21 protein-coding genes are annotated in these 24,128 nt (G+C 73.4%); 8 read left to right on the forward strand and 13 right to left on the reverse strand.

Translation table 11 applies throughout. The features are described 5' to 3' along the window. Positions 1-30 precede the first annotated feature (30 nt). Genes SA2016_RS02755 through SA2016_RS02765 form a run of 3 tightly spaced genes read right to left on the reverse strand, consistent with a single transcriptional unit; the run spans position 31 to position 3,198 of the window. Complete coding sequence (locus SA2016_RS02755; protein WP_066495028.1) at positions 31-1,002, reverse strand: TAXI family TRAP transporter solute-binding subunit; 972 nt, start codon at positions 1,000-1,002, stop codon at positions 31-33. Further along, positions 995-2,497, reverse strand: coding sequence for a sensor histidine kinase (locus SA2016_RS02760; protein WP_066495029.1), 1,503 nt, complete (start codon positions 2,495-2,497; stop codon positions 995-997). Before SA2016_RS02760 ends, SA2016_RS02755 begins: the two co-directional genes overlap by 8 nt. Then, on the reverse strand, positions 2,494-3,198 hold the full coding sequence (locus SA2016_RS02765) for a response regulator transcription factor (RefSeq protein ID WP_066495031.1): 705 nt from the start codon (positions 3,196-3,198) through the stop codon (positions 2,494-2,496). The genes SA2016_RS02760 and SA2016_RS02765 overlap by 4 nt, the downstream gene beginning before the upstream one ends. Before the next feature lie 117 nt (positions 3,199-3,315). On the opposite strand from SA2016_RS02765, the gene SA2016_RS02770 reads away from it, so the two are divergent. Continuing rightward, positions 3,316-4,785, forward strand: coding sequence for an MFS transporter (locus SA2016_RS02770; RefSeq protein ID WP_066495034.1), 1,470 nt, complete (start codon positions 3,316-3,318; stop codon positions 4,783-4,785). A 134-nt stretch (positions 4,786-4,919) separates the two neighbouring features. Next, positions 4,920-6,155 (forward strand): MFS transporter, encoded by a 1,236-nt coding sequence (locus SA2016_RS02775; protein ID WP_066495036.1) that lies wholly within the window; start codon positions 4,920-4,922, stop codon positions 6,153-6,155. Positions 6,156-6,321: 166 nt separating this feature from the next. Here SA2016_RS02775 and tgt read toward each other — a convergent pair whose 3' ends face one another. Continuing rightward, complete coding sequence (gene tgt, locus SA2016_RS02780; protein WP_066495039.1) at positions 6,322-7,632, reverse strand: tRNA guanosine(34) transglycosylase Tgt; 1,311 nt, start codon at positions 7,630-7,632, stop codon at positions 6,322-6,324. A 133-nt stretch (positions 7,633-7,765) separates the two neighbouring features. Here tgt and SA2016_RS02785 point away from each other — a divergent pair, with 133 nt between their 5' ends. The 3 genes from SA2016_RS02785 to mctP all read left to right on the forward strand — a co-directional run bounded on the left by SA2016_RS02785 (position 7,766) and on the right by mctP (position 11,373). After that, positions 7,766-9,136 (forward strand): serine hydrolase domain-containing protein, encoded by a 1,371-nt coding sequence (locus SA2016_RS02785; protein ID WP_084249246.1) that lies wholly within the window; start codon positions 7,766-7,768, stop codon positions 9,134-9,136. 147 nt (positions 9,137-9,283) lie between these two features. Beyond that, positions 9,284-9,715, forward strand: coding sequence for a DUF3311 domain-containing protein (locus SA2016_RS22060; RefSeq protein WP_141305537.1), 432 nt, complete (start codon positions 9,284-9,286; stop codon positions 9,713-9,715). Next, the gene (gene mctP, locus SA2016_RS02795; protein ID WP_066495043.1) at positions 9,712-11,373 is read left to right on the forward strand and encodes a monocarboxylate uptake permease MctP; all 1,662 of its coding nucleotides are present in this window, start codon (positions 9,712-9,714) and stop codon (positions 11,371-11,373) included. The genes SA2016_RS22060 and mctP overlap by 4 nt, the downstream gene beginning before the upstream one ends. Positions 11,374-11,380: 7 nt before the next feature. On the opposite strand, the gene SA2016_RS02800 is transcribed toward mctP, so the two are convergent. From SA2016_RS02800 to SA2016_RS02810, 3 genes are all read right to left on the reverse strand, one after another. After that, positions 11,381-12,622 (reverse strand): DUF6707 family protein, encoded by a 1,242-nt coding sequence (locus SA2016_RS02800; protein ID WP_066495045.1) that lies wholly within the window; start codon positions 12,620-12,622, stop codon positions 11,381-11,383. 96 nt (positions 12,623-12,718) lie between these two features. Next, positions 12,719-13,258 (reverse strand): NUDIX hydrolase family protein, encoded by a 540-nt coding sequence (locus SA2016_RS02805; protein WP_066495046.1) that lies wholly within the window; start codon positions 13,256-13,258, stop codon positions 12,719-12,721. A 10-nt stretch (positions 13,259-13,268) separates the two neighbouring features. Then, a complete protein-coding gene (locus SA2016_RS02810; RefSeq protein ID WP_066495048.1) occupies positions 13,269-14,012 on the reverse strand; it encodes a hypothetical protein in 744 nt (247 codons plus the stop codon). Positions 14,013-14,150: 138 nt separating this feature from the next. On the opposite strand from SA2016_RS02810, the gene SA2016_RS02815 reads away from it, so the two are divergent. Beyond that, a complete protein-coding gene (locus tag SA2016_RS02815) occupies positions 14,151-14,741 on the forward strand; it encodes a YdeI/OmpD-associated family protein (RefSeq protein WP_066495050.1) in 591 nt (196 codons plus the stop codon). A gap of 61 nt (positions 14,742-14,802) precedes the next feature. On the opposite strand, the gene SA2016_RS02820 is transcribed toward SA2016_RS02815, so the two are convergent. Then, positions 14,803-16,752: a glycogen debranching N-terminal domain-containing protein gene (locus tag SA2016_RS02820; protein ID WP_066495053.1), complete on the reverse strand. Its 1,950-nt coding sequence runs from the start codon at positions 16,750-16,752 to the stop codon at positions 14,803-14,805. 137 nt (positions 16,753-16,889) lie between these two features. Here SA2016_RS02820 and SA2016_RS02825 point away from each other — a divergent pair, with 137 nt between their 5' ends. Continuing rightward, positions 16,890-17,591 carry a phosphatase PAP2 family protein gene (locus tag SA2016_RS02825; protein ID WP_066495056.1) on the forward strand — a complete coding sequence of 234 codons (702 nt, stop codon included), beginning with the start codon at positions 16,890-16,892 and terminating at the stop codon, positions 17,589-17,591. A 3-nt stretch (positions 17,592-17,594) separates the two neighbouring features. Then, positions 17,595-17,921 carry an acylphosphatase gene (locus SA2016_RS02830; protein WP_084249247.1) on the forward strand — a complete coding sequence of 109 codons (327 nt, stop codon included), beginning with the start codon at positions 17,595-17,597 and terminating at the stop codon, positions 17,919-17,921. A gap of 40 nt (positions 17,922-17,961) precedes the next feature. Here SA2016_RS02830 and SA2016_RS02835 read toward each other — a convergent pair whose 3' ends face one another. From SA2016_RS02835 to SA2016_RS02855, 5 genes are all read right to left on the reverse strand, one after another. Next, complete coding sequence (locus SA2016_RS02835; RefSeq protein ID WP_066495059.1) at positions 17,962-18,750, reverse strand: MBL fold metallo-hydrolase; 789 nt, start codon at positions 18,748-18,750, stop codon at positions 17,962-17,964. Between the two features lie 181 nt (positions 18,751-18,931). Further along, a complete protein-coding gene (locus SA2016_RS02840) occupies positions 18,932-20,080 on the reverse strand; it encodes an ABC transporter ATP-binding protein (RefSeq protein WP_174835378.1) in 1,149 nt (382 codons plus the stop codon). Continuing rightward, positions 20,077-21,681 carry an ABC transporter permease gene (locus SA2016_RS02845; RefSeq protein ID WP_371326647.1) on the reverse strand — a complete coding sequence of 535 codons (1,605 nt, stop codon included), beginning with the start codon at positions 21,679-21,681 and terminating at the stop codon, positions 20,077-20,079. The genes SA2016_RS02840 and SA2016_RS02845 overlap by 4 nt, the downstream gene beginning before the upstream one ends. 3 nt (positions 21,682-21,684) lie before the next feature. Next, entirely contained in the window at positions 21,685-22,725 is a 1,041-nt protein-coding gene (locus SA2016_RS02850; RefSeq protein ID WP_066495063.1) for an iron ABC transporter substrate-binding protein, read from the reverse strand. Positions 22,726-22,891: 166 nt separating this feature from the next. Beyond that, positions 22,892-24,040 (reverse strand): glycoside hydrolase family 76 protein, encoded by a 1,149-nt coding sequence (locus tag SA2016_RS02855; protein ID WP_066495065.1) that lies wholly within the window; start codon positions 24,038-24,040, stop codon positions 22,892-22,894. Between the last annotated feature and the right edge of the window lie 88 nt (positions 24,041-24,128).

Below are 24,128 nucleotides of genomic sequence, written 5' to 3' on the forward strand. Positions count from 1 at the left end.
GGGTCCGCGGCCGCAATTCCCCTGCGCGCCTCAGCCGTGGAAGGCCCGGTAGGCGTCCTCGGCTCCCGGGTGCAGGGGCACCCCCGCGGTGCTGATGAGGGTCTCGGGGCTCAGGTACTGGACTCCGCGGCTCGCCGCCGGGACGAGCTCGCCCGAGTGCTCGAGCAGGAGGTCGACCGCGGAGCGGGCGACGTCCGCGGCGAGGTCCTCGCGGCACAGGAGCAGGTTCGCGACCCCCACGGTCCAGGTGGCCGGCACCCCCGCGTAGCTGTCCTCCCGGATGAGCACCCGGTCGTAGAACGCCCCGAACCCGGACCGCAGCGCCGGGATGAGCGCGGACAGGTCGAGCAGCCGCAGCCTCGTGCCCGCGGCGAAGGCCGTGATGGCCGCGGTGGGCACGCCGCCGGACCAGAAGAGCGCCTCGACCGTCCCAGCGTGCAGCGCAGCGAGGCCCTGGTTGAGCCCGAGCTGGATGGTGGAGGGCGCGGCCGCCAGACGTGCGGCCTCGAGCAGCCTGCGGGCTGTGAGCGACGTGCCGGAGCGGGGATCGCCCACCGCCACGGTCCGGCCTGCCAGGTCCGCCGGGCCCACGATGCCGCTGTCCGCGCGCACCAGGCAGTGGAGGTAGTTCTCGTACACCTTGCCGAGTGCGAGCATCCGCTGGGTGCGGAGGCGGTCGGCCGCGGCGTCCGAGAGGGCGATCGCGAGCGTCGCCTCGCCGCTGGCCAGGCGGTCCATGTTGTCGAGGCTGCCGCCGGTCTCGAGGGCCGAGGCCGAGCGGGCCACGCCGTGACGCTGGAGCGAGGCAGCCAGGAGGGTCGCGAACTCCAGATAGAAGCCGCCCGATTCCCCGCCGGCCACCGTCATGGAGTCGGCCGCCGGGCCCGGCGCGCACGCGGCTGCGCTGGGGAGCACGAGCCCTGTGAGCCCGGCGGCCATGGCCGCCCGCAGGACAGTGCGCCGGGTCGGGGACGGGTACGCGGGGGAGCGGCGCTCAGCCATGGCCGCCCACCCCGTCGCTGGAGCCCGCGGCGCCGCCGGTGCCGTCCGCGCCGCCGGGCGGGAGGCCGGCGTCGTGCGCGGCGGCCGCCACCGCGGGGAACTCCACCCGGGCCACGAGGCCCCGCGGAGTCCCCGGGCCGAGCACCAGCCGGCCGCGGTTGGCCTCGGCCAGCTGCTCGACGATCGCGAGGCCCAGCCCGGTGCCGCGGGAGCCGCTGTGCTCGGGCGAGCGCCAGAAGCGGGTCGTCGACGCGGCGCGCTCCTCGGCGGTGAGGCCGGGGCCGTCATCGGTGACCTCCATCGTCACCACGCCGTCCCGCAGGGCTGCGCCGACGGTGATCGTGGAGCCGGGGGCGCCCGCGTACTTGACCGCGTTCTCGAGGAGTTCGCCGACGATGTCGGCGAGGTCGGACCGGTTGCAGGCGATCCTCAGGGGCTCCGCCGGCGGCCCGGCGAGCTCGAGGCGGGCACCGCTGCGGTGGGCCGCGGGGGCGGCGCGCTCCACGGCGTCCTGCAGCACCGTCCAGGGGTCCAGGACTTCGGCCCGCTCGCCTGGCGGTGTTCCAGGGCCGCCCGCGACCGCGCCCTCGCGGACCCGGTGCTCCGCGCTGGCCAGCCGCAGCATGCCGTCCAGGACGTCCTCGACGTGCTCGAGCTCCCGCGTCACCCCGGCCGCGGCCTCGCGCTGGGCCGGGGTGTCCAGTTCGAGGGCCAGGAGGTCCGTCCTCAGCCGCAGCGCCCCGATGGGGTTGCGGAGCTGGTGGGAGGCATCGGCGATGAGCTGGCGCTGCGCCTGCATGGAGGCGCCCACGTGCTCGGCCATGGCCGAGAATGCCCGGCTCAGGCGCTGCAGCTCCGGCGGCCCCTCCTCGCGCAGACGCGTGGCCCGCTCGGACTCCTCGAAGGCGATCACCGCAGCGGTGAGCCGGTGGACCGGGCGCAGGACCCAGCCCGTGAGCCGCTCGGCGCCCGCGATCAGCAGCGCCCACACGGCGACCGACCCCAGCACGACGAGGAGCCAGCGCTCCCGCAGCTTCTGCTCGGCGGCGGTCAGGTCCACGTCGAGCACGGCCTCGCCGAGCACCTGGCTCGCGGTGCCGTAGGAGCGGGCGATCACCTCGGACCGGGGGCCGAAGGGCTGGACAGGCTGGAGCGTGGTGTCGCTGAGGTTCAGCTGCGCCCGGGCGGCCGCGTCCCGCACATCGGCGCGGTCCAGGCTGAGGCCGCCCGAGCTCAGCGTGGCCTGCGGGGTACGCACCACGATCCCCTCGCCATACAGCGCCGAGTAGCGGTCCATCTCGCGCTGGAGCTGGGCAGTGTCCCCGCTGGAGGTGGCGTCGTCGGCTACCTGCGCGAAGCGGTTGAGCGCGGCGACCCGATTGATCTGGAGCTCCTGGGTGAGCTCGCGGCCCACCGAGGCGAGGATCGAGGCGGAGACCGCCACGACGATGAGCACCGAGAACAGGCTCAGGATGCCCAGGACCCGCAGCCTCACCGGCGGCCGCCGGCCCTGGCGCGGCCCGCGTCGCCGCCCGCCGGGTCCTCCACCCGGTACCCGACGCCGCGGACGTTGATGATGAAGCCGGGAAGCATGAGCTTGGACCTCAGCCCCGTGAGGTGCACGTCCAGCGAGCGGGAGGAGGTGACGAACGCGTCCCCCCAGAGGGCGTCGAGGATCTGCTCCCGCGTGACGACCGAGCCCGCATGCCGGGCCAGGAGCGCGAGCAGTTCGTATTCGGTGGCCGTCAGGTTCAGGGCACGGGAGCCGACCGCGGCGACCCGCCGGTCGAGGTCGATGCGCAGCTCGCCGAGGTCGATCCGGTGCGGTCCGGCGTCCCCTGCCCGCGCCGCGCGCCGGGCCACCGCCTCGATGCGGGCGAGGAGTTCGACCAGCTTGACCGGCTTGACCAGGTAGTCGTCCGCCCCGGAACGGAGCCCGAGGACCACGCTGCGCTCGTCGTCCCGGGCGGTGAGGATCAGCAGGGGCACGTCCGTGACCTGGCGCAGCTTGCGCAGCACGTCGAGGCCGTCCATGTCGGGCAGGCCGAGGTCCAGCAGGATCGCATCGTGCTCCCGGTGCACGAGGAGCGCGTCCTCGCCGCGGCCGACCCGGGCGGCGTCGTGGCCCGCCGAGCGGACGGAGGCCAGCAGCGCGGAGGCCATCGCGTCGTCGTCCTCGACGATGAGCACTCGCATCGGGTCCCTCCACTGTCCGCCCCCGAGACTACCCGCTCGGACGAAGACTTAAGGAAGTGTTAGGAATGGGCGTCCCAGCTTGGGCTGTGAACGCGGTCACGCCTAGCGTCCTAGTCCATGAGCATTGCACACCAGGGGTCTGCGGGCAGCGCTGCCCGGACCCGGCGAGCCATCGCCAACACCCTGAAGGGGTCAGCAGGAAACCTCATCGAGTGGTACGACCTCTACGTCTACGCGGCGTTCTCGGCGTACTTCGCGACCTACTTCTTCAACAGCAAGGACCCGGCCCAGGCGCAGATCGACGCCTACCTGACCTTCGCCCTGACGTTCCTCATGCGCCCGGTGGGCTCGTGGTTCTTCGGCCGCTACGCCGACAGGAACGGCCGCCGCGCGGCGCTCACGCTGAGCGTGTCCCTCATGGGCGTCGGCTCGCTGCTCGTCGCGGTGCTGCCGGGCCTCGCCCAGATCGGCGTGTGGTCCACGGTCCTCATGTACCTCTCCCGCCTGCTCCAGGGCTTCTCCGTGGGCGGCGAGTACGGCACGGCCGCCACATACATGTCCGAGGTGGCCACGTCCAAGCGCCGCGGCTTCTTCTCCAGCTTCCAGTACGTGACCCTCGTGGGCGGCCAGGTGCTGGCCCTGCTCACCCTCGTGGTGCTCCAGTCCACGCTCGGCGAGGCGGACCTCAAGGCCTGGGGCTGGCGCGTGCCGTTCGCGATCGGCGCGGTCGCGGCCCTGATCGTCCTGTGGCTGCGCCGCACCATGGACGAGACGATCTCCAAGGAGCAGGTCGCCGCGGCCAAGGGCTCCGCCTCGGCGGCAGCCGCGCGCGGTGAGGGCGGCGAGTTCGAGGCCGTCGAGCCCGGAACCCTCAAGCTGCTCTTCACGAAGCACTGGAAGCCGTTCGTCGTGGTCGTATTCCTCACCATGGGCGGCACGTGCGCGTTCTACCTGTACACCACGTACATCCTCAGCTTCATGAACAACGTCTCGCACATCCCCAAGACGCAGACCTCGGTCATCAACTTCTGGGCCCTGTTCGTGTACATGATCCTGCACCCGCTCTTCGGCCTGCTCTCGGACAGGATCGGCCGCAAGCTCCAGCTGATCGTCTTCGGCGTCCTCGGCGCGATCTTCACCTGGCCGATCATGTCCACGCTCGCCGGCGTCAAGGACCCGGTCATCGCGTTCTGGCTCATGCTCGCCGGGCTCCTGATCGTCATCAACTACACCTCGATCAGCGCGATCGTGAAGGCCGAGCTGTTCCCCGCCTCGGTGCGCGCCCTCGGCGTCGGCCTGGGCTACGCGGTCGCGAACTCGCTCTTCGGCGGGACCGTGCCGTTCATCGGCGAGTGGCTCTCGAGCGCCGGGCACAAGGAATGGCTGTTCACCTACGTGACGATCACGATCGTGATCTCCCTCGTGGTCTACATCTTCTTCCTGCCCTCGAAGCAGAAGGAGACGCACCTGGACCGCGACCTCACCCCCGTGGACCCCGTGGACGCGGGCGTGGGCAGCGCGCCGGCGGCGGCGTCCGCCTCGGCCTCCGCGGACGACGCCGGGCACTCGCCCTCGCGGCTCGGCTAGCCTCCGCCACCCCCATCTGTCCTGTGCCTGCGGCCGCTGGGGGCCGCAGGCACAGGACTTTCCTCTCCCCGGGCCGATCCGGAGGCTGAGATGGAAGGGGCCCCGGCGCCGCCGCCGTGATACGAACAGAAGTGATGAGCCCTCACTCCCAGCCGCCCGCGGAATCCTCCCCCCACCAGACCGGCCGTCCCAGGGTCGCCGCCGCGTGGCTCCTGCTCGTCTCGATCGGCCTCATCGCGCTCACCATGCGCGGCCCGTTCGTCGCGGTCGCCCCGGTGGCCCGGGCCCTCGAGGGGGACCTCGGGCTCTCCGCGGGGGAGCTCGGCCTGCTCACCGGTATCCCGGTGCTGTGCTTCGCCCTCGCCTCGCCGCTCGCGTCCCTGTGCGCGCGGCGGTTCGGGGCCGAGATGGCCGTCACGCTGACCCTCCTCGGCGTGCTGGCCGGCGTCCTGGTCCGCTCCCTCGACGGGACGGCCGTGGTGATGCTGGGCACCGTGGTGCTGGGCGTGGCGATCACGGTGGGGAACATCGCCGTCCCGCTCATCATCCGCCGGGACTTCACCCAGGCCCGCCAGGGGATGGCGCTGGGGGTCTACACCGCGGCGCTCAACGTCGGCTCCTTCGTGACGTCCGTGGCCACCGCGCCGCTTGCCGCGGCGACCGGGTGGCGTACGGCGCTCGCCGCGAGCGCCCTCTTCGCGCTCGTCGCGATCGCGTTCTGGGTTGCCGCCGTGGGCCTGCGCCGGGCCATGCGGCCCGAGGAGGCTGTCGCCGCGCCCACGGACCACGCCGCGCCCCGCGGACGCCGCACGGGCGCCGTCACCGTGGCGCTCGCGTTCGGCTTCGGCGGCCAGGCCTTCTCCTACTACGGGGTCACCGCCTGGCTGCCGAGCCTGCTCAGCGACGAGGTGGGGCTGAGCGCAGCGGGCGCCGGCGCCGGGGCCTCGCTGTTCCAGATCATGGCCATCCTCGGTGCCCTCGGCACCCCCCTGCTGGCCCGGTACGCCGGCTCACGCGCCGCCGTGGGCGCCCTCGGCGTCCTCTGGCTCACGGTCCCGATCGGGCTGCTGCTCGCGCCCGGCCTGTGGGCGCTGTGGAGCTCGCTGGGAGGCGCAGCGCAGGGCGGGGGCATCACGTTCATCTTCACGGCAATCCTCACGGTGGCCCGCGATCAGGCCGCAGCCGGGCGGATGTCCGCGATCGTGCAGGGCACGGGGTACGGCGTCGCGGCCATCGCCCCGACCCTGCTCGGCGGCATCCACACGGCCGCGGGGTCCTGGACGCCCCCGCTGGTGCTCGTCCTCGTCGCGGTGGTCGCGTTCTTCGCCGGCACCGGCGCGGCCGTGGTCCTCGCCGCCCGCCGCCACTGATCTGCCCCGGCGCTGAGGCGGGCGGACCACAAGGCGGGCGGACGACGTCGGGCGGCCACCCGGCGTCGTCCGCCCCAGCCATCTGAAGGTCACCTCCTGAAGGTCACGTCCTGCGGGTTGACCCTCAGGAGGTGACTTTCAGGAGGTGACCTCCAGAAGGTGACTCTCAGACGGTGGGGGTGCTGCCGTAGTAGCGGCCCAGTGTCTCGGCCTTGAACTCGGCGAAGGTGCCGTCCTCGATCGCCCGGCGCGCGTCATCCACCATCCGCACCACGAAGCGCTCGTTGTGGATCGAGATGAGGGTGTGCGAGAGCATCTCGGAGGCCTTGTAGAGGTGCCGGATGTAGGCGCGCGAGTAGTTGGCGCACGTGTAGCAGTCGCAGCCGTCCTGGAGCGGGCCCCAGTCCCGCCTGTACTTCGCGCCGGAGAGGTTGAGCCGCCCCTCGGCCGTGTAGAACGCCGAGTTGCGGGCCACCCGGGTGGGGGAGACGCAGTCGAAGGTGTCGGCGCCGGCCTCGATGGCCACGAAGATGTCGTCCGGCTCGGAGATGCCGAGCAGGTGCCGGGGCCGGTCCTCGGGCAGCACCTCGGAGCACCAGCCCACGATCGTGCCCAGGTTCTCCTTCTCCAGCGCCCCGCCGATCCCGTACCCGTCGAACGGCATGGCCCCGAGGTCGGTGCAGGCCTTGCGGCGCAGGTCCTCGTACTGGGCCCCCTGGATGACGCCGAACAGGGCCTGGTAGGGCTTGCCGGCGCGCTCGTCCGTGAGCCGGAAGTGCTCGTCCACGCACCGCTGCGCCCACAGCCGGGTCCGCTCGAGCGCCTCCTCCTGGTACCCGCGGGAGTTGTGCAGGGTGGTGAGCTCGTCGAAGGCGAACATGATGTCCGCGCCGATCTGGTGCTGGACCTGCATCGAGATCTCGGGCGTGAACCGGTGGCGGTCGCCGTTGAGATGGCTCTTGAACCACACGCCGTCGTCGTCGATGTGCGCGAGCCGCTCCTTGCCGGGCGCCACCGCATCGTCGGCGCCGGCCTGGTGCGGGGCGTCGGGGCCCTTCATGTCGATGACCTTCTTGAAGCCCGAGCCCAGGCTCATGACCTGGAACCCGCCCGAGTCCGTGAAGGTGGGCCCCGGCCAGTTCATGAACCTGCCGAGGCCGCCGGCCTCGTCGAGGATGTCCGCGCCGGGCTGGAGGTACAGGTGGTAGGCGTTCGCGAGGAGGGCCTGCGCGCCGAGCTCGGCCATGGACTCGGGCAGCACCGCCTTGACCGTGGCCTTGGTGCCGACGGCGATGAACGCCGGCGTCCGGATCGTCCCGTGCGGCGTGGTGATGGTCCCGGTCCGGCCGAGTCCCGGGGAGCCGTCCGGGCCCGCGAGCCGCGTGCCGACCTCGAAGCCGAACTCGCTCTGGCGGGGGTGGCCCGCCTGCGCGGAGGGGACGGGCGGGGCCTCGGGGACGGGGACGGAATCTGGCACCTGTACAGTCTCCCACCGCCCGGTGCACCGCCGCGTCACGGGTGGCCGCGGGCATAGCGTCCGCACAGCCCGCCCGCGTACGGTAGTGCACCGAAGGAGCGAGGCGCCTCTGGGGGCAGCGAAGGGGGCGGGCATGGCACGACGCGGGGGCCGTCGGCGGCCGCCCCTTCTCGGGCGCACCGGGCGCGTACGACGCCGGCGGCTCGCCCCCGTGGGCCTGCTCGCCGTGCTGCTCGGCGCGGGGCTGACCGCAGCGGCCCTGATCGGTCCGGGGGTGCTGCGCGCCACCCAGGCTTCCGCCGAGCAGACGCACCCGTCGGCGCGCCCGGCCGTCGCGGCCCCCGCGCCCGCGCGGGCCGCGGCCCCCGCCGCGCCGGCCTCCGCCGCGCCGCTTCCTGCGGCCGCCGCCGCCGCGCCGCAGGCCGTCCCCGCGCAGCCCGCGTGGCAGGACCTGCCGCCGTCCATCGCGGCCACCGTCTCGCAGTTCATCGGCAGCCAGGGCGCCGCCGGCGCGGCCGTGGCCGTCTCCACGGGCACCGGGGCGACGCCCCGGGCCCGGTACCTGACCACGGTCGGGCAGGCCGCCGCGGCCACCCCCTGGTCCCCGGACATGCGCTCGGCGTTCCGCAGTATCACCAAGAGCTTCGTGGGCACGGCCGTCCTCCAGCTCGTGGCGCAGGGCAAGCTGGGCCTCGACGACATGGTCGCGAAGTACGTGCCGACCGTCGCCGGCGTCCAGTACGGCGGCGCCCCGGCCGGCGGCCAGATCACCGTACGGCAGGCCCTCGAGATGCGCACCGGGCTGCCCGAGTTCTCCAGCACCCAGGGATTCTCCGACCAGCTCAACTCGGACTACACGGGCGCGTTCACGGACGACCAGCTCCTCGGCTACGCCTTCGGCCAGCCCCTCAACTTCGCCCCCGGCACCCAGTACGAGTACAGCAACACCAACTACGTGCTCCTGGGCAAGGTGATCCAGACCGTCACGGGCAGCCCGTGGGACCGCGAGGTCCAGTCCCAGATCCTGGACCCGCTCGGGCTCACCTCGGTGGCGTACCCCGGGGACCAGGAGCCCACGGCGCCCGTCGCGACCCCGTACCAGGCCACGAACGCGGGCCTCGAGAGCCTCGCCCAGGTGAGCCCGTCCATGTACGGCGCCTCGGGGGGCTACTTCGGCTCGATCTCGGACCTGCTCACCTGGGGCCGCGTGCTCGGGTCCGGCACCCTCCTGCCGGCCTCCCTGCAGAAGGAGCGCCTCACCTCCGTCTCCCATCCCGCCGACGATCCCGGCAGCCCCGAGTACGACGGCTACGGCCTCGGCGCCGGCCTGCTGGACGGCTGGTGGGGGCACACCGGGACGGGACTCGGCTACGAGTCGCTCACGATGTACCAGCCCGGCACGGGCACCACCGTGGCCATCCTCATCAATACCCAGCTGGACAACCCCAATGGGCCGGCCGAGCTGTTCGAGCAGCTCGAACCGGGCCTCGCCGCGCTCGGATAGGGCCGCGCTCTCCCACGCGGACAGTTCTGCAGCGAAACCTTCCTTCTGGGGCCCCTTCTGCGGTACAAATACGCCGGGACCTGCGCAAACGTCCGGCGAACCCCGCGCACCGAGGGGGGCCCGCCGGAGGGACCAAAGGAGGCCACGTTGTCTGAGTCCAATGCCCCAACCCGCGACACGCCCACCCGGGCGCCGGCCAGACCGGTGCCGTACGCCGTGGCCGGGGTCCTCCTGGCCGTCGCGATCGTGCTGCCGCTCATCCCGCAGATGTACTCCTTCGACCGGCCGCGGCTGGGCGGCATGCCGTTCTTCTACTGGTACCAGCTGCTCTGGGTGCCCATCTCGGCTGCGCTCAGCGGGATCGCCTACTGGCTCGTGACCACCGAGGACCGCAGACGCCGTACGGCGGCCCGGGCGGGGACGTCCCCTGCCGCGGCCGGCCCCGGCAGCACGGCGGCCGGCCCCGGAAGCACGGCGGCCGGCCCCGGCCCGGGAGGCGGCCTAGGCAGCCCCGGCAGCGGCGGCCGCCACGCGGCGTCGTCCGACGAGGCAGGCCACGAAGGAGATGAGCCGCGATGAGCACCCGTCCCGTCAACTGGACCGCCCTCATCATCGTGATCCTGCTGTTCGTCATCGTGGCCGTCATGGGGTTCATGGCGGCGCGCTGGCGCCGCTCGAAGGAGGAGACGGGCCTGCACAGCCTCGACGAGTGGGGCCTCGGCGGCCGCGGGTTCGGCACCTGGATCACCTGGTTCCTGCTCGGCGGCGACCTCTACACCGCCTACACCTTCGTGGCCGTCCCCGCCGCCATGTGGGCCACGGGCGCGGTCAGCGGCTTCTTCGCAGTTCCTTACACGATCGTGCTGTACCCGATCATCTTCATCATCATGAGCCGGCTCTGGTCCGTCTCGCACCGGCACGGCTACGTCACGAGCGCCGACTTCGTGGGTGGCCGCTATGGGAGCCGCTGGCTGTCCCTCGCCGTGGCGGTCACCGGCATCGTGGCCACCATGCCGTACATCGCGCTCCAGCTCGTGGGCATCAAGGCCGTCCTGACCGTCCTGGGCCTCGGCAGTGCCCAGAACGCGTTCCTGACGGACCTGCCGCTCATCCTCGCCTTCGTGGTGCTCGCCGCGTACACGTACACCTCAGGGCTGCGCGCGCCGGCGATGATCGCGGTGGTCAAGGACCTGCTGATCTACCTGGCGGTGATCGTGGCCGTGATCTACCTGCCGATCAAGTTCGGCGGCTGGGACACGATCTTCGGCGCCGCGCAGACCAAGCTCGGCACCGTGAGCCAGGCGACGGGCAAGCCCGCGGGCGTCTTCATCCCCGGCGCGACGAGCTACTCGGCGTACTGGACGCTCGCGCTCGGCTCGGCCATGGCGCTGTTCATGTACCCGCACTCGGTCACCGGCGTGCTCGCGTCCAAGGCGCGCAACACGATCCGGCGCAACGCGGCGATCCTGCCGCTCTACTCGCTCATGCTCGGCTTCCTCGCGCTGCTGGGCTTCGTGGCCATCACCGCCGGCACCAAGCCGATCGACCTCGACGGGTCCGTCAATCCCCAGCTCGTGGTGCCGCAGCTGTTCCTGGACCACTTCCCGGCGTGGTTCGCCGGGATCGCCCTGGCTGCCATCGCGATCGGCGCCCTCGTGCCCGCCGCGATCATGTCGATCGCCGCCGCGAACCTGTTCACGCGCAACATCTACCGGGACTTCTTCCGCCCGGACGCCCCGCCGAAGACGGAGGCCAACGTCTCCAAGATCGTCTCCCTCGTGGTCAAGGTCGGGGCGCTCATCTTCGTCATCGGCATGGACCAGTCGGCAGCCATCAACATGCAGCTCCTCGGCGGCATCTGGATCCTCCAGACGTTCCCCGCCGTGGTGGCCGGCCTCTACACCCGCTGGTTCGACCGGTGGGCGCTGCTGGTGGGCTGGGCCGTGGGCATCGTCTTCGGCACGGTCTCGGCGTACAGCGTGGTCAACCCCGTCACGCACGCGCACTTCGGCGGTTCCACGGCCGCCATCCCCGGGACCAACGTGACCGTGTACATCGCGATCTCGGCGTTCGTGCTGAACCTGATCGTCGCTGCGGTGCTCACGGTGCTCCTGCGGCTCTTCAAGGTGCCCCAGGGGGCCGACGAGACCCGGCCGTCCGACTTCGGGGCCGACGAGACCGATCCCAAGGTCAAGCAGATCGAGGCCACCGCGGGCCCCACCGGCCCGTTCGCCTAGGCGCGGCTCACGGGCGGACGGCGCCGAGCTCCACGTCGATCCGCCGGTCCAGCTCCTCCTGCGCGAACACGGTCGAGCCGCCGTGGGCGCGCAGGTGGAGGAGGCTGCCGAGGCGCAGCATCCGCCAGGCGCGCTCCTCGGCGTGGTCCTTGGCGGCAGCCGCGCGGGAGACCTCCTTGTCGTAGAGGTTCGGCGCGTTGAGGGCGCGCTGGCGCACCCGCTCGGCCATCCGGGCGCGGAACGGATCCGTCTCCGCCGTGTCCGGGGTGCGGAGCAGCTCGCCGTAGGCCTCGGCCCGCTCCTCGTCGCCCTCCTTGCGGGCGAGATGGGACGCGAGGCCCAGGGCGGACTCGATCGAGGCCCAGCGCGCCGGATTGCCGTCGTACGGGAGCACGGCGAGCAGGTCGGCGACCTTGAGCGCGTTCTCGGCGTCGTCCTGGCCCACGTAGAGCTCGAAGGCGAGCTCGCGCAGGTCGGACAGGCACGCGCCGGACTTGACGTTGATGCCCTTCGCGAGGCGCCCGGCGAGCTCGTTGACGGCATGCCGGCCGGGATGGGCGGCATCGATGGCGCGCATGAGCTCCTCGGGCTTCTCCTCCAAGGCAGGGATGCGGGCCAGGAGCTCCGGGCGGGGGCCCGGGGAGGACGCCGGGGCGGCGCCCGGCACCACCACCACCTCGCCCGTCTCGAGCGTGATCTCGGACGGCCCGCGCAGGGGCGCCTGGGGCACCGCAGCCGGGGAGGCGCCGGCGGCCGGCGGCTCGGTGGCGTGCGGCTCCGTTGAGACGAGGACCTCGGTCTCGGTGCGCGCGGGGGCGGCGTCCGTGCGGTAGGGCTCCGCGGTGGCGGGTCCCGGGGCGCCGGGCTCCGTGCCGCTCAGCCCTGCGCCGCGGGGTTCCCGGCTGGCCGGCTCCGGTGCCGCCGGGCCGGCGGGACCGCGCGCGGCCGTGGATCCGGAGGTGGATCCGGCCGCGCCGGAGAACAGCAGGTCAGCGGGGCGGCCGCCCTTGCCCCGGGCCACGCGGACGCGCGTGCCGTGGGCGACCCGCAGGTTCAGATGGTTGTCCAGCACCGCGAAGTACAGGGCGGCGTGGCCGTAGTCGTCCAGCACGGTGTCCACTTCGAGGATCTCGGCGCTGTCCTTGCCGTCGGGCAGGAGCAGCCGCTGCCCCTGCTTGAGCTCGTGGGCTTCGATCTCGTGGAACTCGGGGGTTCCGGGCCGCTCGTGCGGTCCCGAGCTGTCGTGCATCTGGGTCCTCCGTGGTGGCTTTCGGTCCGCTCCCACCCTATAAAGGATTGGTAACGACCGCCCACAGGCGCGCGGGGGCCGGCGCGAACAGGACCTCTACGGGGCGATCCCGGCGAACGCGAGCGCCTGCCGCACGAGCTCGCCGCGGCCGCCCACGAACTCCATCTGGACCGGTCCGCTGAGCACCTCGGCGGGGGACATCCACGTCAGCTCGAGCGCGTCCTGCCGCGGCTGGCACTCGCCCGTCACGGGGATCACGTAGGCCAGCGCGACGGCGTGCTGGCGCTCGTCGGTGAAGCCCGTCTGCGACGGCGACGGGAAGTACTCCACCACCGTGAACGGCACCGGGCTGACCGGCAGCTGCGGGAACGCGAGCGCGCCGAGGTCCTTCTCGAGGTGGCGCAGGAGCGCCGCCCGGATGGTCTCCTTGTAGAGCACGCGGCCCGAGACGAGGCTGCGCATCATGTTGCCCTCGTCGTCGGCCTGCAGCAGCAGGCCCACCTCGTTGACGTACCCGAGGGGGTCCAGACGCACCGGCACCGCCTCGACGTACAGCATCGGCAGCCGGTTCCGAGCCTCGTAGAGGTCGTCCGGGGAGAGCCAGCCGGGATACGGGTCGGGGGTGCGAACTGCCATGCCTACTGTTCTACCGCATCCGGGGTGCGGTAGCGGGGCCCGCCGCCAGGATCATGACGTCGCGTCCGTCCGGGGTCGGGATCCGCAGGCGGACGACGCCGCCGGGCCGGCCCCCGCCCTCGGCCTCCTCTTCTGTGACCTCCTCGGCCGGCCAGCCGGCCAGTGCGAGGCGGGGCAGGAGCTCGCTGCGCCGCCCCGCGTATTCGAGGACGAGGCCGCCGGCCGATGCGGCGTCTGCCCTGACGGCGGCGAGGACCCCTCCGTTCTTGGCGGTGAACTCGCGGGCGCTCGCCGGGGCGAACAGCGGCTCCTGGCGCGGGCGGGCGCCGATCGCGGCGAGGGCCGCCGCCGCGCCGTCGAGGTCTGGGGTGTTCCACTCGAGCCGCACGGTCATGTCGGGATCGGCGTCCACGGGGCGCCCGGCGTGGGAGGTGGGCTCGGCCGTGAACCCGAAGCCGTCCGGGCCCGTGATCCGGACCCGCGGCCCGCCGGCGGAATCCTCGAGGGCCGCCCGGCCGCCGTCGTCCACGGTGCGGCGCGCGAACTCCTGCGCGTCCCGGACCTCGACCCCGAACACGGTGGTGCCGTCCTGCGGCGAGCCCCGCTCCGCGGAGCGGAGGCGCACCCGGCCGCTGTGCGAGTCGAGCACGGCCCAGCCCTCGCCCTCCTCCCCGGGCACGAGGCCGAGGTCGAGCAGGAGGCGGCGCAGCTCGGGCAGCGCGGACGTGTAGCGGGTGGCGAGGACACGCAGCATGGGGGCTCCTTCCCGGCAGGTGCCCCCATCCTCCCACCACCGGCCCCCTCCCGTTTCGGGTACGCATCTCGCCGGGGATCCGGCGTTCCGGGTACAGGCGCCTTGCGCCGCCGCCCGCTCTCGGCGAAGGTGGTCCGCATGGCCCCCGAGCTCCCCGAACTCGTCGTCCCCGATGCTCCAGCGTGGCGGGTGTGGCTCGCCGAGAACCACCTGGCGAGCCCGGGCGTATGGCTCGTCCTGCACAAGAAGGGCGGCGCCGTGACCGAGCTGGTCTACGAGCGAGCGGTGCTGGAGGCGCTGTGCTTCGGGTGGATCGACGGGCAGCTGCGGGCGCGGGACGCGGAGAGCTCGGCGATCCGCTTCACGCCGCGCTCGCCGAAGAGCCGATGGTCCCGCACCAACGTGGACCGGGTGGCCCGGCTCGAGGCCGAGGGGCGCATGACGCCGGCCGGCCGCGCCGCCGTGGACGCCGCGAAGGCGGACGGGCGCTGGGAGGCCGCCTACCAGGGCGCGGCCTCGGCGGAGGTGCCGGCCGACCTGGCGGCAGCCATCGCCGCCGTCCCCGAGGCCCAGGCGATGTTCGACGTGCTCACCTCCACCAACCGCTTCGCGCTCATCTACCGCACCACCTCGGTCAAGCGGCCCGAGACGCGGGCCCGGAAGATCTCCGAGTTCGTGGACATGCTGGCGCGGGGTGAGACGGTCTACCCGCAGAAGAAGCGGCCCTGACCGAGGAATCCGGTGCGCTGACGCCGCCCGGCGACCACGGGCCGCCGCACGCCGCGCCGGATCAGCCCCTCAGCGCCCGCGCGACCACCGCCGCGGAGGCGGCGCTCCAGGCCTGCGGCCGGCAGGCGGCCGGGTAGGCGAGCGCCCGGGCGGACTCGTCGGTCCCGACCCCGGAGAAGAGCTCGGGCAGCGAGCCGCCCAGCGACTCTGCGGCGCGCAGGAGCCCGCGCGCCACCGTCGCAGCCTCGGCCCGGAAGCCCTCGGCGAGCATCCCGCGCACGGCGATGGCGGTGTCGTGGCTCCAGACCGACCCGCAGTGGTAGCTCAGCGGCCAGTACCCCGCTGCGGCCGTCGAAAGGGTCCGGATCCCGTAGCCGCTGAACAGCTCGTCGCCGAGGAGCCGGTCCACCACCAGGCGCGCCTCGTCCGCGTCGAGCAGCCCGGTGCCGAGCAGATGGCCCATGTTGGAGCCGGGCACGTCGAGGGGAGTGCCGCCGCCGTCGAGCGCCATCGTCGGGAACCGCCCGGCGCCGTCCTCCACCCAGAACGACTCACGGAACCGCGAGCGGATGCCCGCCGCGAACTCCCGCAGCGCCGCCGCCTGGGCGCGCAGCCCTTCGCCGCCGCCGGGCCCGCGCAGCTCCTCGAAGAGGGCGGCGGCCTCGAGGGCGGCCTGGTGCGCGTAGCCTTGCACCTCGGCCAGGGCGATCGGCCCCTCCGCGCGGCGGCCGTCCCGGAACTGCATCGCGTCCGCCGAGTCCTTCCAGCCCTGGTTGCTCAGCCCATGGCCGGTCTCGTCGCGGTAGGCAAGGAACCCGCCCGGCCCGGTCGCGGAGGCGAGGAGCCAGTCGGCAGCCCGCCGCGCGGCCGGCAGCAGCGCTCGCACGGCGTCGGGGGCGCGTCCCGTCCGGGAGAGCTCCCCGGCCAGGCACAGCCACAGCGCGGTCGCGTCCACGGTGCCGTAGTAGACCGGCGGCAGCCGCAGCTGGTCCCCGCCGGGGCCGTGGTCCACCACGAGCTCGTGGGCGCGGATCTCGTGGGGGATCTTGCCCGGCTCCTGAGCGGACTCGGGGTCCCGCCCGGAGCCCTGGTACGCCGCGAGCGCGCGCAGCGTCCCGGCCGCGAGCGGGGTGTCCTCAGGGAGCAGGAGGCGGGCCGACCACAGCGAGTCGCGCCCGAACAGCGTGAAGTACCAGGGCGCCCCGGCCGCGAGGAAGGGGGCGTCGGGCATCCGGACCGTGGCGAGCCGCAGTCCCGCGAGCTGCTGCAGGGAGGTCGCCAGCAGGCGGCCGACGGCGCCGGGCCGGCTCTCCGCCTCGTCCTCCACCGCGGGGCTGTCCGTCGCAGCACGCACGACGGCGTCGGCGTCCTCGAGCGCCACGCTCCACGATGCGCGGAACGGCTTCCCGCGGCCCAGGGACGCAGACCAGACGAGGGCCGGGTGGCCCGAGGGGAACCCGTCCGTGTCGTCGGAGTCGCGGTCGATCGACGTCGCGAGGCGCGCCCCCGGCGTGCCGGGAGTCGCCACGGCGCGCCTGCCGCCGCGCTCCCAGGCCAGCCGCGCGGCGTCGTGCGTGGGTTCCACCGGGTCCCCGGGGTGCCCGACGCGCACCGCGTCCATCCCGGCGAAGTCCGCGCCGAGGTGCACCGCGAGGGTGCAGTCCAGCTCGGGCAGGGAGGTGCTGAGCTCGATGGAGTGCCGCACGGTCCCGGGCTCCACGGTCCAGGTCTGGACCACCCGGACCGCCGGGTCGAGGGTGGGGCCGGCGATGTTCCGGGCGAGGCCGTCCACGGCGATGCGGCCCCCGGCCGCGGTGACGCCCACGGGCTGGGGCTCGGTCCCGTCGACGGTGACTGCCGCGTGGTCGAGGAAGCGGGTGTCGGCGTGGAAGATCCCGGTCAGGCCGGCGGGGTCCGGAACGAGCCGGCCCTCGGCACTGAGCCACAGCTGGGTCGGGGCAGCGACGGCCACGTGCTGGCGGTGCAGGGCGGGCTGCAGGGGAGCGCTCATGCCGCCACGCTACCGTCGCGCCGCCGGGCGCGACAGGGCGGGCCCGGCGTCGCCCCCGCGGCCCCGGCGCATCGGCTCCCAGCCCCCGCCGAGCTTCCTCCCGGTCATCTCCCACGCGGCCGCGCAACACTTGGAGGATGCTCAAGGTCACCGCTTCCGCCCTGCGCGCCGTGGCCGCCGCGCTGGCGGCGGCGGGCCTGGTCGTCTTCGGATGGCTGCTCGAATCGGTGGCGGGGAGCTGGAGCATCGCGGACCTCGACTGGCCGGTGCTGGACGGGCTCGCGGCGCACCGCAGCGGTCCTGCGACGGCCGTCGCGGACGCCCTCAGCGCGGCCACCGGACCGCCCGTGGTCCTGGCGGCGTCGGTCGCCGTCGCCGCCGTCTGGGCGGTGTGGCGGCGCGAGCTGTGGCGCCCCGCCCTGCTCGCGGGCGCCTCGCTCGCCAACCTTCTCCTCGTCGCCGGCGCCCGCTACTGGGTGGGGCGGTCGCGGCCCCCGGCATGGTTCGAGGCGGTCGGGGGCAGCGACGGCCCGGCGTTCCCCTCCGCGCACACGGCCGGTGCCGCCACCTTGCTGTTCGTGGGCCTGTACCTGGTCTACTCGCGCCGCGTCAGCACGCGCGGCCTGCCCCTCGCCGCCCTGGCCGCGGCGCTGCTCGTCCTGGCCGTGGCCGCGAGCGACCTCTACTTGGGCCGCCACTGGCTCACGGACGTTGCCGCGTCCTTCTCGCTCGGGGCGATCGTGCTCGCGGCGGTGCTGTGGGTGGACGCGCTCCGGACGCCGGACGGCGCCAGGGGCCCCGCCGCGCTGGCGGCGTCCCGTGCCGCGGCGGACACTTGAGGCATGTCGATCTTCCGGCGCCGCAGCCCGCGCAGCCAGTCCGGCACCCCTGAGGCCCCCGAGGCCCGGCTCAGCGCCACGGTCTCCGGGATGGTGCAGGGGGTCGGGTTCCGGTTCCGGACCCTCGGACAGGCGGAGCGGCTCGGCCTCGTGGGCTCGGCCGGGAACCACGCCGACGGGACGGTCGAGGTGGTCGCCGAGGGGGCGCGCGAGGATGTCGAGGCGCTGCTGGCCTGGCTCCGGTCCGACGAGGCGCCCGGCCGGGTGGACGAGGTCCGGGCGGACATCGGCCCGGCCACCGGCGAGTTCTCGCAGTTCAGCCTGTTCTGAGGCGCCCGGCCTGTTCTGAGCCAGTCCGGGCTCCCGCGGGCTACCCGCGCAGGTAGTCCAGCTGCGCGGCGACCGAGTTCTCGGCGGCGCGGCGCACGCTGGGCTCGATGTCCGCGTACACGGCGTCGGTCACCTGGGCGACCGTCGCGTCCGCGCCCAGGTCCGCGAGGGCCGCCCGCACCTGGTCGAGCCGCTCCTCGCGGTGGGCGAGGTAGGCGCGCGCGATCCCCGCGAGGTCGGGGAGCACCGGCCCGTGGGCGGGCAGGACCGTGGCCGAGCCCAGGGCCTCGAGCCGGCGGAGGGTCGCGAGGTAGTCGCCGAGCCGCCCGTCGGGGAACACGATCACCGTTGTGCCGCGGCCCAGGATCGTATCGCCCGTGAGCACCGCGCCGTGCTCGCCGTCGTCGGGGAGCGCCAGGCAGATCGAGTCCGCGGTGTGGCCCGGGGTGGCGAGGACCTCGATCCGCACCCCGGCCGCCTCGAGGCGCTCGCCGTCGTCGAGCGGGTCCGCGCCGAGGCACAGCGCGGCGTCGCGTGCGCGCACCGGGGCCCCGGTCATGCGGTGGAACTCCTCGGCAGCCTCCGTGTGGTCCGGGTGGTGGTGCGTGAGGACCACGAGTTCGACCCGCCCGGCGCCCGCCAGTTCGGCCAGGTGCTCGGCATCGAGGGGGCCCGGGTCCACGACCACGACCGAGTCCGAGCCGGGCGCCGCGATCACGTAGGAGTTGGTCCCGTCCAGGCTCATGGGCCCGGGGTTGGGGGCGAGGCGGTACCGGGTGAGGGCGGAGCTGCGGACCCAGCGGGTGGCGGAGGTGACGTCGTCGGCCATGCGTTCAGCGTAGTCCCGCGCACGACGCCGCCGGCTCGCCTCGGGTGGGCCGCCCGCGGGAGGCGGGCGGTCGCCGTCGTACACGGAACGGCGGAACGGCGACGAGATGCGCACCCGGAACGGCGGAAGGGCGACGAGATGCGTACCCGAAACCGCAGGCCGCGGGAGGCGCGGAGGAGGGTCAGTCGATGGGGAAGGCCACGCCCTCGCCGATGACCTTCAGGGCGAGGTCCATCCCGGCCCGGGCCATGGCGGCGTTCCAATGGCGGATGGTGATGATCTCGCCGCCGCCGGGGATGCGCGGGTCCGCGGGCCGCTCGGGCAGCTTGATGCGCACGGAGGACTCGGGGCCGAAGTAGTCCCAGTCGAGCACGGTGCCGTGGATGCGGGAGTCCGCGGCGATGCGGATCTGCTCGGGCCGCAGCATGATCTGCACGCGGCCCTGCGCGGGCGGGCGGCGCACGGGGATCGCGCCGAGGGAGCACATCGCGAGGGAGCCCTCGAGCCAGGCGTCGAGGATGACGGCGTCGCCGAGGAACTCGGCCGTGGCGCGGTCCGCGGGGCGGGTGTAGACGACGAACGGGTTGCCGATCTGGGCGAGCCGGCCGCCGCGCATCACGGCGACCTGGTCGGCGAAGGAGAGGGCCTCGGCCTGGTCGTGCGTGACGAGGATGGTGGTGACCCCCGCCTGGTGCAGGACCCTGCCGATCGCGCGGCGCGTCGCGACCCGGAGGCCGGCGTCGAGCGCGGAGAACGGCTCGTCCAGGAGCATGACCTCGGGCTCGCACGCCATGGCCCGGGCGAGGGCGATCCGCTGCTGCTGCCCGCCGGAGAGCTGGTGGGGGCGGCGCTTGGCGTAGGCGGGGTCGAGGGCCACCATGTCCAGCAGCTCGTCGACCCGCTCCTGGACCGCCTTGCGGCCCCGGAACTTCTCCCGGTCCAGGCCGAACGCGACGTTCTGCCCGACCGACAGGTGCGGGAACAGGGCGCCGTCCTGCGCGACGTAGCCGATGTTGCGCCGGTGCGCGGGCACCCAGGTGCTGCCGGCGACCTCCTTGCCGTCCATGAGGATCCGGCCCGTGTCCGGGGCCTCGAACCCGGCGATGAGGCGCAGGAGGGTGGTCTTGCCCGAGCCGCTCGGGCCCACGATCGCGGTGGTCCCGCCCCGGGCCACGGAGAGGTTGATGCCCTTGAGCACCTGCTGGCGCCCGAAGTCCTTGGTGACCTCCTCGATGTCGAGGTGGTGGTCCGCCGTCTGGGCGATCTGCGGGGCCACCCGCGGGCTGGGGAAGCGGGCCGCCGCGGTGGGCGTGGGGTTCTGTTCGGTCACTGTCCGGCTGCTTTCTTGGACTGCTGGAACAACAGGTACGTCATCGGGGCGGAGAGCGCGATCATCACGAGTGCGTACGGCGCCGCGCTGACGTAGTCGATCTCGCTCGTCAGGGCCCAGAACTCGGTGGCGAGCGTCTTGGTGCCCAACGGGGAGAGGAGCAGGGTGGCCGTCAGCTCGTTGACGACGGCGAGGAACACGAGCGCTGCGCCGCCGGCCGCCGCCGGGGCCACAAGCCGCAGGGTGACGCGCACGAACGCGAGCAGCGGCGGCTTCCCGAGGGCCTGGGCGGCCTCCTCGAGCTCCTTGGGCGCCTGCGCAAGGCCGGCCCGCAGGTTCACGAGGGCGCGCGGGAGGAAGAGCAGCACGTAGGCGGCCACGAGCAGGCCCGTGGTCTGGTAGACGCCCGGGATGACCCGCAGCGCGACCGTGACGAAGGCGAGCGCGAGGACGATCCCCGGCATCGAGCTCGTGACGTAGTTGGACAGCTCGAGGCCGCGCGAGAGCCAGCCCGGGAACCGGACGGCGAGGAACGCGAGGGGAAAGGCCACCACGGTGGTGACGATGGCGCCGAGCAGCCCGAGCCACAGGCTCGAGCCGAGCGCGCCCGCGAGGTCCGAGGTCTGCCAGATGTCCGCTCCGCCCTGGGCCGCCCACGTGACGCTCATCCACAGCGGGACCCCCACGGCGAGGACCGCGAGGGCGAGCAGCGCCAGCTGCGCGGGAAGCTGCCAGGTCCCGAGGGCGAGCCGCGTGGGGGTGGCCTGGGCGCCGGAGCCGATGCGCGCGTAGCGGGCGTTGCCGCGCGCCCGCGCCTCGGCCACGAGCAGCACGAGGCAGACGGTGACGAGGACGGAGGCGAGCATGGTGCCCGCGGCGCCGTTGAAGGTGGACTGGTACTGCTCCATGATCGCCGTGGTGAACGTGTCGAAGCGGATCATCGCGAAGGCGCCGTACTCGGCGAGCAGGTGCAGCGCCACGAGCAGCGCCCCGCCGGAGACCGCGATCCGCAGCTGCGGCAGCACCACGCGGAAGAACGTCCGCCACGCGCCGAGCCCCAGCGAGGCGGCCGACTGCTCGATCGCCGGGTCCAGGCGGGAGAGCGTGGCAGCCGCGGGGATGTACACGAGCGGGTAGTAGGAGAGAGTGGCGATGAGGACGCCGGAGAAGAGGCCCTCGAGCCGCGGCACCGCGGAGACCCACGCGTAGGAGTTCACGAACGCGGGGATCGCCAGCGGCGCCGCCAGGGCCACAGCCCAGACCCGGTGGGCCCGCAGCGCGGTCCGCTCCACGAGCCACGCCCCGCCCACCCCGAGCACGATGCACAGCGGCACGGTGATGAGCGTGAGCAGGAGCGTGTTGCCGAGCAGCTCGAACGTGCGCCCCCGGAAGATGAGCTCCGTGGCGGTGTCCCAGCCGGTGGTGACGGTCATGAACGCCACGAACCCGAGCGGGATCAGCGACGCAGCGGCGACGAGGCAGGCGGCGAGGACGACGCCGAAGGGCGGGCGGGGGCGCTTGCCCTCGCCCGCCGTCGGGGTCGCCTCGCCCGGCACCGGGAGACCGGCGACGGCGAGGGCGGTGGCTGGAGCGGATTCCAAGGTCTAGAGGAGTCCTGTTGCGGTCATGAGGTCGTTGACCTTCTGCGAGTTGAGCTTGGCCGGGTCGATCTTGGGCGCCTGGAGCTGGTCGAGGGGCACGAGCTTGTCATTGGACGGAACGCCGGAGCCCACGGCGTACTCGTAGGAGGCGCCCTTCTGCAGGACCTCCTGGCCCTTCTTGCCGGTGATGAACTTGAGGAACTCCTGCGCGGCGGCCTGGTTCTTGGATGACTTGAGCACGCCGCCGCCGGAGACGGAGACGAAGGCGCCCGGGTCCTGGTTCTTGAAGTACTCGAGGCCGACGTTCTTGGAGTTCTCGCCCGTCTTGGCCTGGTCGCCGAACCAGTAGTAGTGGTAGATGACAGCGCCGTCCACTTCGCCGCTGTTGACGGCCTTCATCGCGGTCGAGTTGCCCTTGTAGGTCTTGGCGCCGTCCTTGAGCGCCTGGAGCCAGGCCTTCGTGGCGTCCTCGCCCTTGAGCTGGAGCATGGCGGAGACGATGGCCTGGAAGTCCGCGCCGGAGGGCGAGGCGGCCCAGCGGCCCTTCCACTCGGGGTTCTGGAGGTCCATGAGGGACTTGGGCAGCTTGTCCTGGGAGACCTTGGACTTGTTGTAGGCGAACACCGTGGAGCGCGCCGCGATGCCGATCCACTTGTTGGTGGAGGGCCGGTACTCGGCGGGGACCTGCGCGGCGGTGGCCGGGTCGATGTCCGCGAAGAGGCCCGCATTCTCCACCTGGGTCATCGCGGGGGAGTTCTCGGTCAGGAAGACGTCCGCGGGGGAGGCGGGCCCCTCCTGGATGATCTGGTTCGACATCTCGGTGTCGTCGCCCTGGCGGTAGTTGACCTTGATGCCGGTCTCCGCCGTGAACGCGTCGATCCACTCCTTCGTGAGGGACTCGTGCTGGGCGTTGTAGACCGTGATGGTGCCCTTGTCGCCGGAGGCCGAGGATGTGCCGGGGGCCGAGGATCCGCAGGCGGCGAGGCCGAGCGAGGTCGCGGCGACCAGGGCGAGGCCAGCGAGGGCGCGGGGTCGGAGCTTCATCGAAAGCTTCCCTTTCGTGGGGTCACAGGAGCGGTGGTCGACGGCGCCGCCGGCTGGCGTCGTCGGGTGACGTCACGATCGACTGTAGGTTAGCCACACCTAAGGTGCCGCCGTTTCTCCCCATAATGTGACGCATCTCACGTCAATTACGCAACCTCGAGCTTCGCTAATCCCCGGATGTGACTCTGTAGGCGCCCTCGAGGACCATCCAGGCCTGCAGCTGGGTGGACAGCTCCACACGGCTGCCGGCGGGGTACGCGTCCCGCGCCGCCTCCCCGGGGCGCTGCGGGAACGTCCACCAGGCACCGCCCCCGGGGCTCCGGTGCTGCCGCGCCCGCAGTTCGGCGCCCGCCCACAGGGCCTCGGCCGTGGCGGTGACGAGCCCGCGGGCGGTGCTCCGCGCGGCGTGCGGCAGGCGCGGGTCGCAGGCCGCCAGCGCTAGGTAGCGGGCGAGGATGCCCATGAAGAGGCCGCCGTCCCCGCCGCCGTCGTCCCGCAGCGCGCGGCCCCGGCCGCCGTCGTGCGCCACCTCGACGGTGAGGTGCTCCGCCACCGCCTCCACGAGGGCGTCCGCGCAGGCGAGGTTGTCGGCGCCGCCGAGCTCGAGGAGCGCCCCGAGGACGGGGCCCTGGTTGTACGTCCAGACATCCCGCACGAGCTCGCCCGACCCGTCCGCCGTGAGGTTGAGGCCGTCGAGGTAGAGGCCCTGGTCCGGATCGAGGAGCCTCGCGTCGAGCCAGTCGACGAGGCGCTGCGCGCGGCCGCGCTCGCCCGTGCGGGCGAAGAACAGTGCGCCGGGGCCGGTGGAGGCGGTGTTCTTGTAGCGCCGGCGCGTGTTCCAGAAGAGCCCGCCGCCGAGGTCGTCCGTGTCGGCGGAGGCGAGCTCGCGCGCGAGCTCCCGCACAGCGGCGCCGGCGGCGGGGAAGGTGCCGCCGGCCCCTCCCTGCTGGTCCTGCAGGCGGCCGAGCCGGTCCGCGGCGAGCGCGAGCCAGGCCATGTCGTCGTAGAACCAGTTCCGGTACCGGAGCCCGTTGCGGACGCGGATGCCAGCCAGGAGGTCCCGGGCGAGGGCGAGCTCCCGCGTCTCCCCTCCGCTCTCGGTGCGCCGGCGCTCCGCCGCGTCCACGAGGCAGTCCAGGTAATGGGCCTGCCACCAGTAGTGCCACGGCGCCCACGGAGCCCTGACCCGCTGGGACGGCCGGGCCACCGAGGCGATCCAGGTGCCAGGGACCGCGCCGAGGACGCGATGGCCGAAGCCCCCGTTGACGCTCTCTGCAGCGGCTTGGGCGCGCTCCGCCCACGTGGTCGGATCCATGGCCCCACCCTAGCGGCGCGAGCGCCGTGACCCCGGTCACAGGCATGGGCTAGGATGCTCCCAGTTAGCGGCGATTAACTGGGAGGGT

It is taken from the genome of Sinomonas atrocyanea (assembly GCF_001577305.1).
GTDB lineage: Bacteria > Actinomycetota > Actinomycetes > Actinomycetales > Micrococcaceae > Sinomonas > Sinomonas atrocyanea.

Coding starts and splice junctions, on each gene's coding strand:
- SA2016_RS02765 (WP_066495031.1), bottom strand. CDS start 3,198: ATGCGAGTGCTCATCGTCGAGGACGACGACGCGATGGCCTCCGCGCTG.
- mctP (WP_066495043.1), top strand. CDS start 9,712: ATGAGCACCCGTCCCGTCAACTGGACCGCCCTCATCATCGTGATCCTG.
- SA2016_RS02775 (WP_066495036.1), top strand. CDS start 4,920: ATGAGCCCTCACTCCCAGCCGCCCGCGGAATCCTCCCCCCACCAGACC.
- SA2016_RS02825 (WP_066495056.1), top strand. CDS start 16,890: ATGCTCAAGGTCACCGCTTCCGCCCTGCGCGCCGTGGCCGCCGCGCTG.
- SA2016_RS02815 (WP_066495050.1), top strand. CDS start 14,151: ATGGCCCCCGAGCTCCCCGAACTCGTCGTCCCCGATGCTCCAGCGTGG.
- SA2016_RS02800 (WP_066495045.1), bottom strand. CDS start 12,622: ATGCACGACAGCTCGGGACCGCACGAGCGGCCCGGAACCCCCGAGTTC.
- SA2016_RS02810 (WP_066495048.1), bottom strand. CDS start 14,012: ATGCTGCGTGTCCTCGCCACCCGCTACACGTCCGCGCTGCCCGAGCTG.
- SA2016_RS02755 (WP_066495028.1), bottom strand. CDS start 1,002: ATGGCTGAGCGCCGCTCCCCCGCGTACCCGTCCCCGACCCGGCGCACT.
- SA2016_RS02830 (WP_084249247.1), top strand. CDS start 17,595: ATGTCGATCTTCCGGCGCCGCAGCCCGCGCAGCCAGTCCGGCACCCCT.
- SA2016_RS02805 (WP_066495046.1), bottom strand. CDS start 13,258: ATGGCAGTTCGCACCCCCGACCCGTATCCCGGCTGGCTCTCCCCGGAC.
- SA2016_RS02820 (WP_066495053.1), bottom strand. CDS start 16,752: ATGAGCGCTCCCCTGCAGCCCGCCCTGCACCGCCAGCACGTGGCCGTC.
- SA2016_RS02770 (WP_066495034.1), top strand. CDS start 3,316: ATGAGCATTGCACACCAGGGGTCTGCGGGCAGCGCTGCCCGGACCCGG.
- SA2016_RS02835 (WP_066495059.1), bottom strand. CDS start 18,750: ATGGCCGACGACGTCACCTCCGCCACCCGCTGGGTCCGCAGCTCCGCC.
- SA2016_RS02785 (WP_084249246.1), top strand. CDS start 7,766: ATGGCACGACGCGGGGGCCGTCGGCGGCCGCCCCTTCTCGGGCGCACC.
- SA2016_RS02850 (WP_066495063.1), bottom strand. CDS start 22,725: ATGAAGCTCCGACCCCGCGCCCTCGCTGGCCTCGCCCTGGTCGCCGCG.
- SA2016_RS02855 (WP_066495065.1), bottom strand. CDS start 24,040: ATGGATCCGACCACGTGGGCGGAGCGCGCCCAAGCCGCTGCAGAGAGC.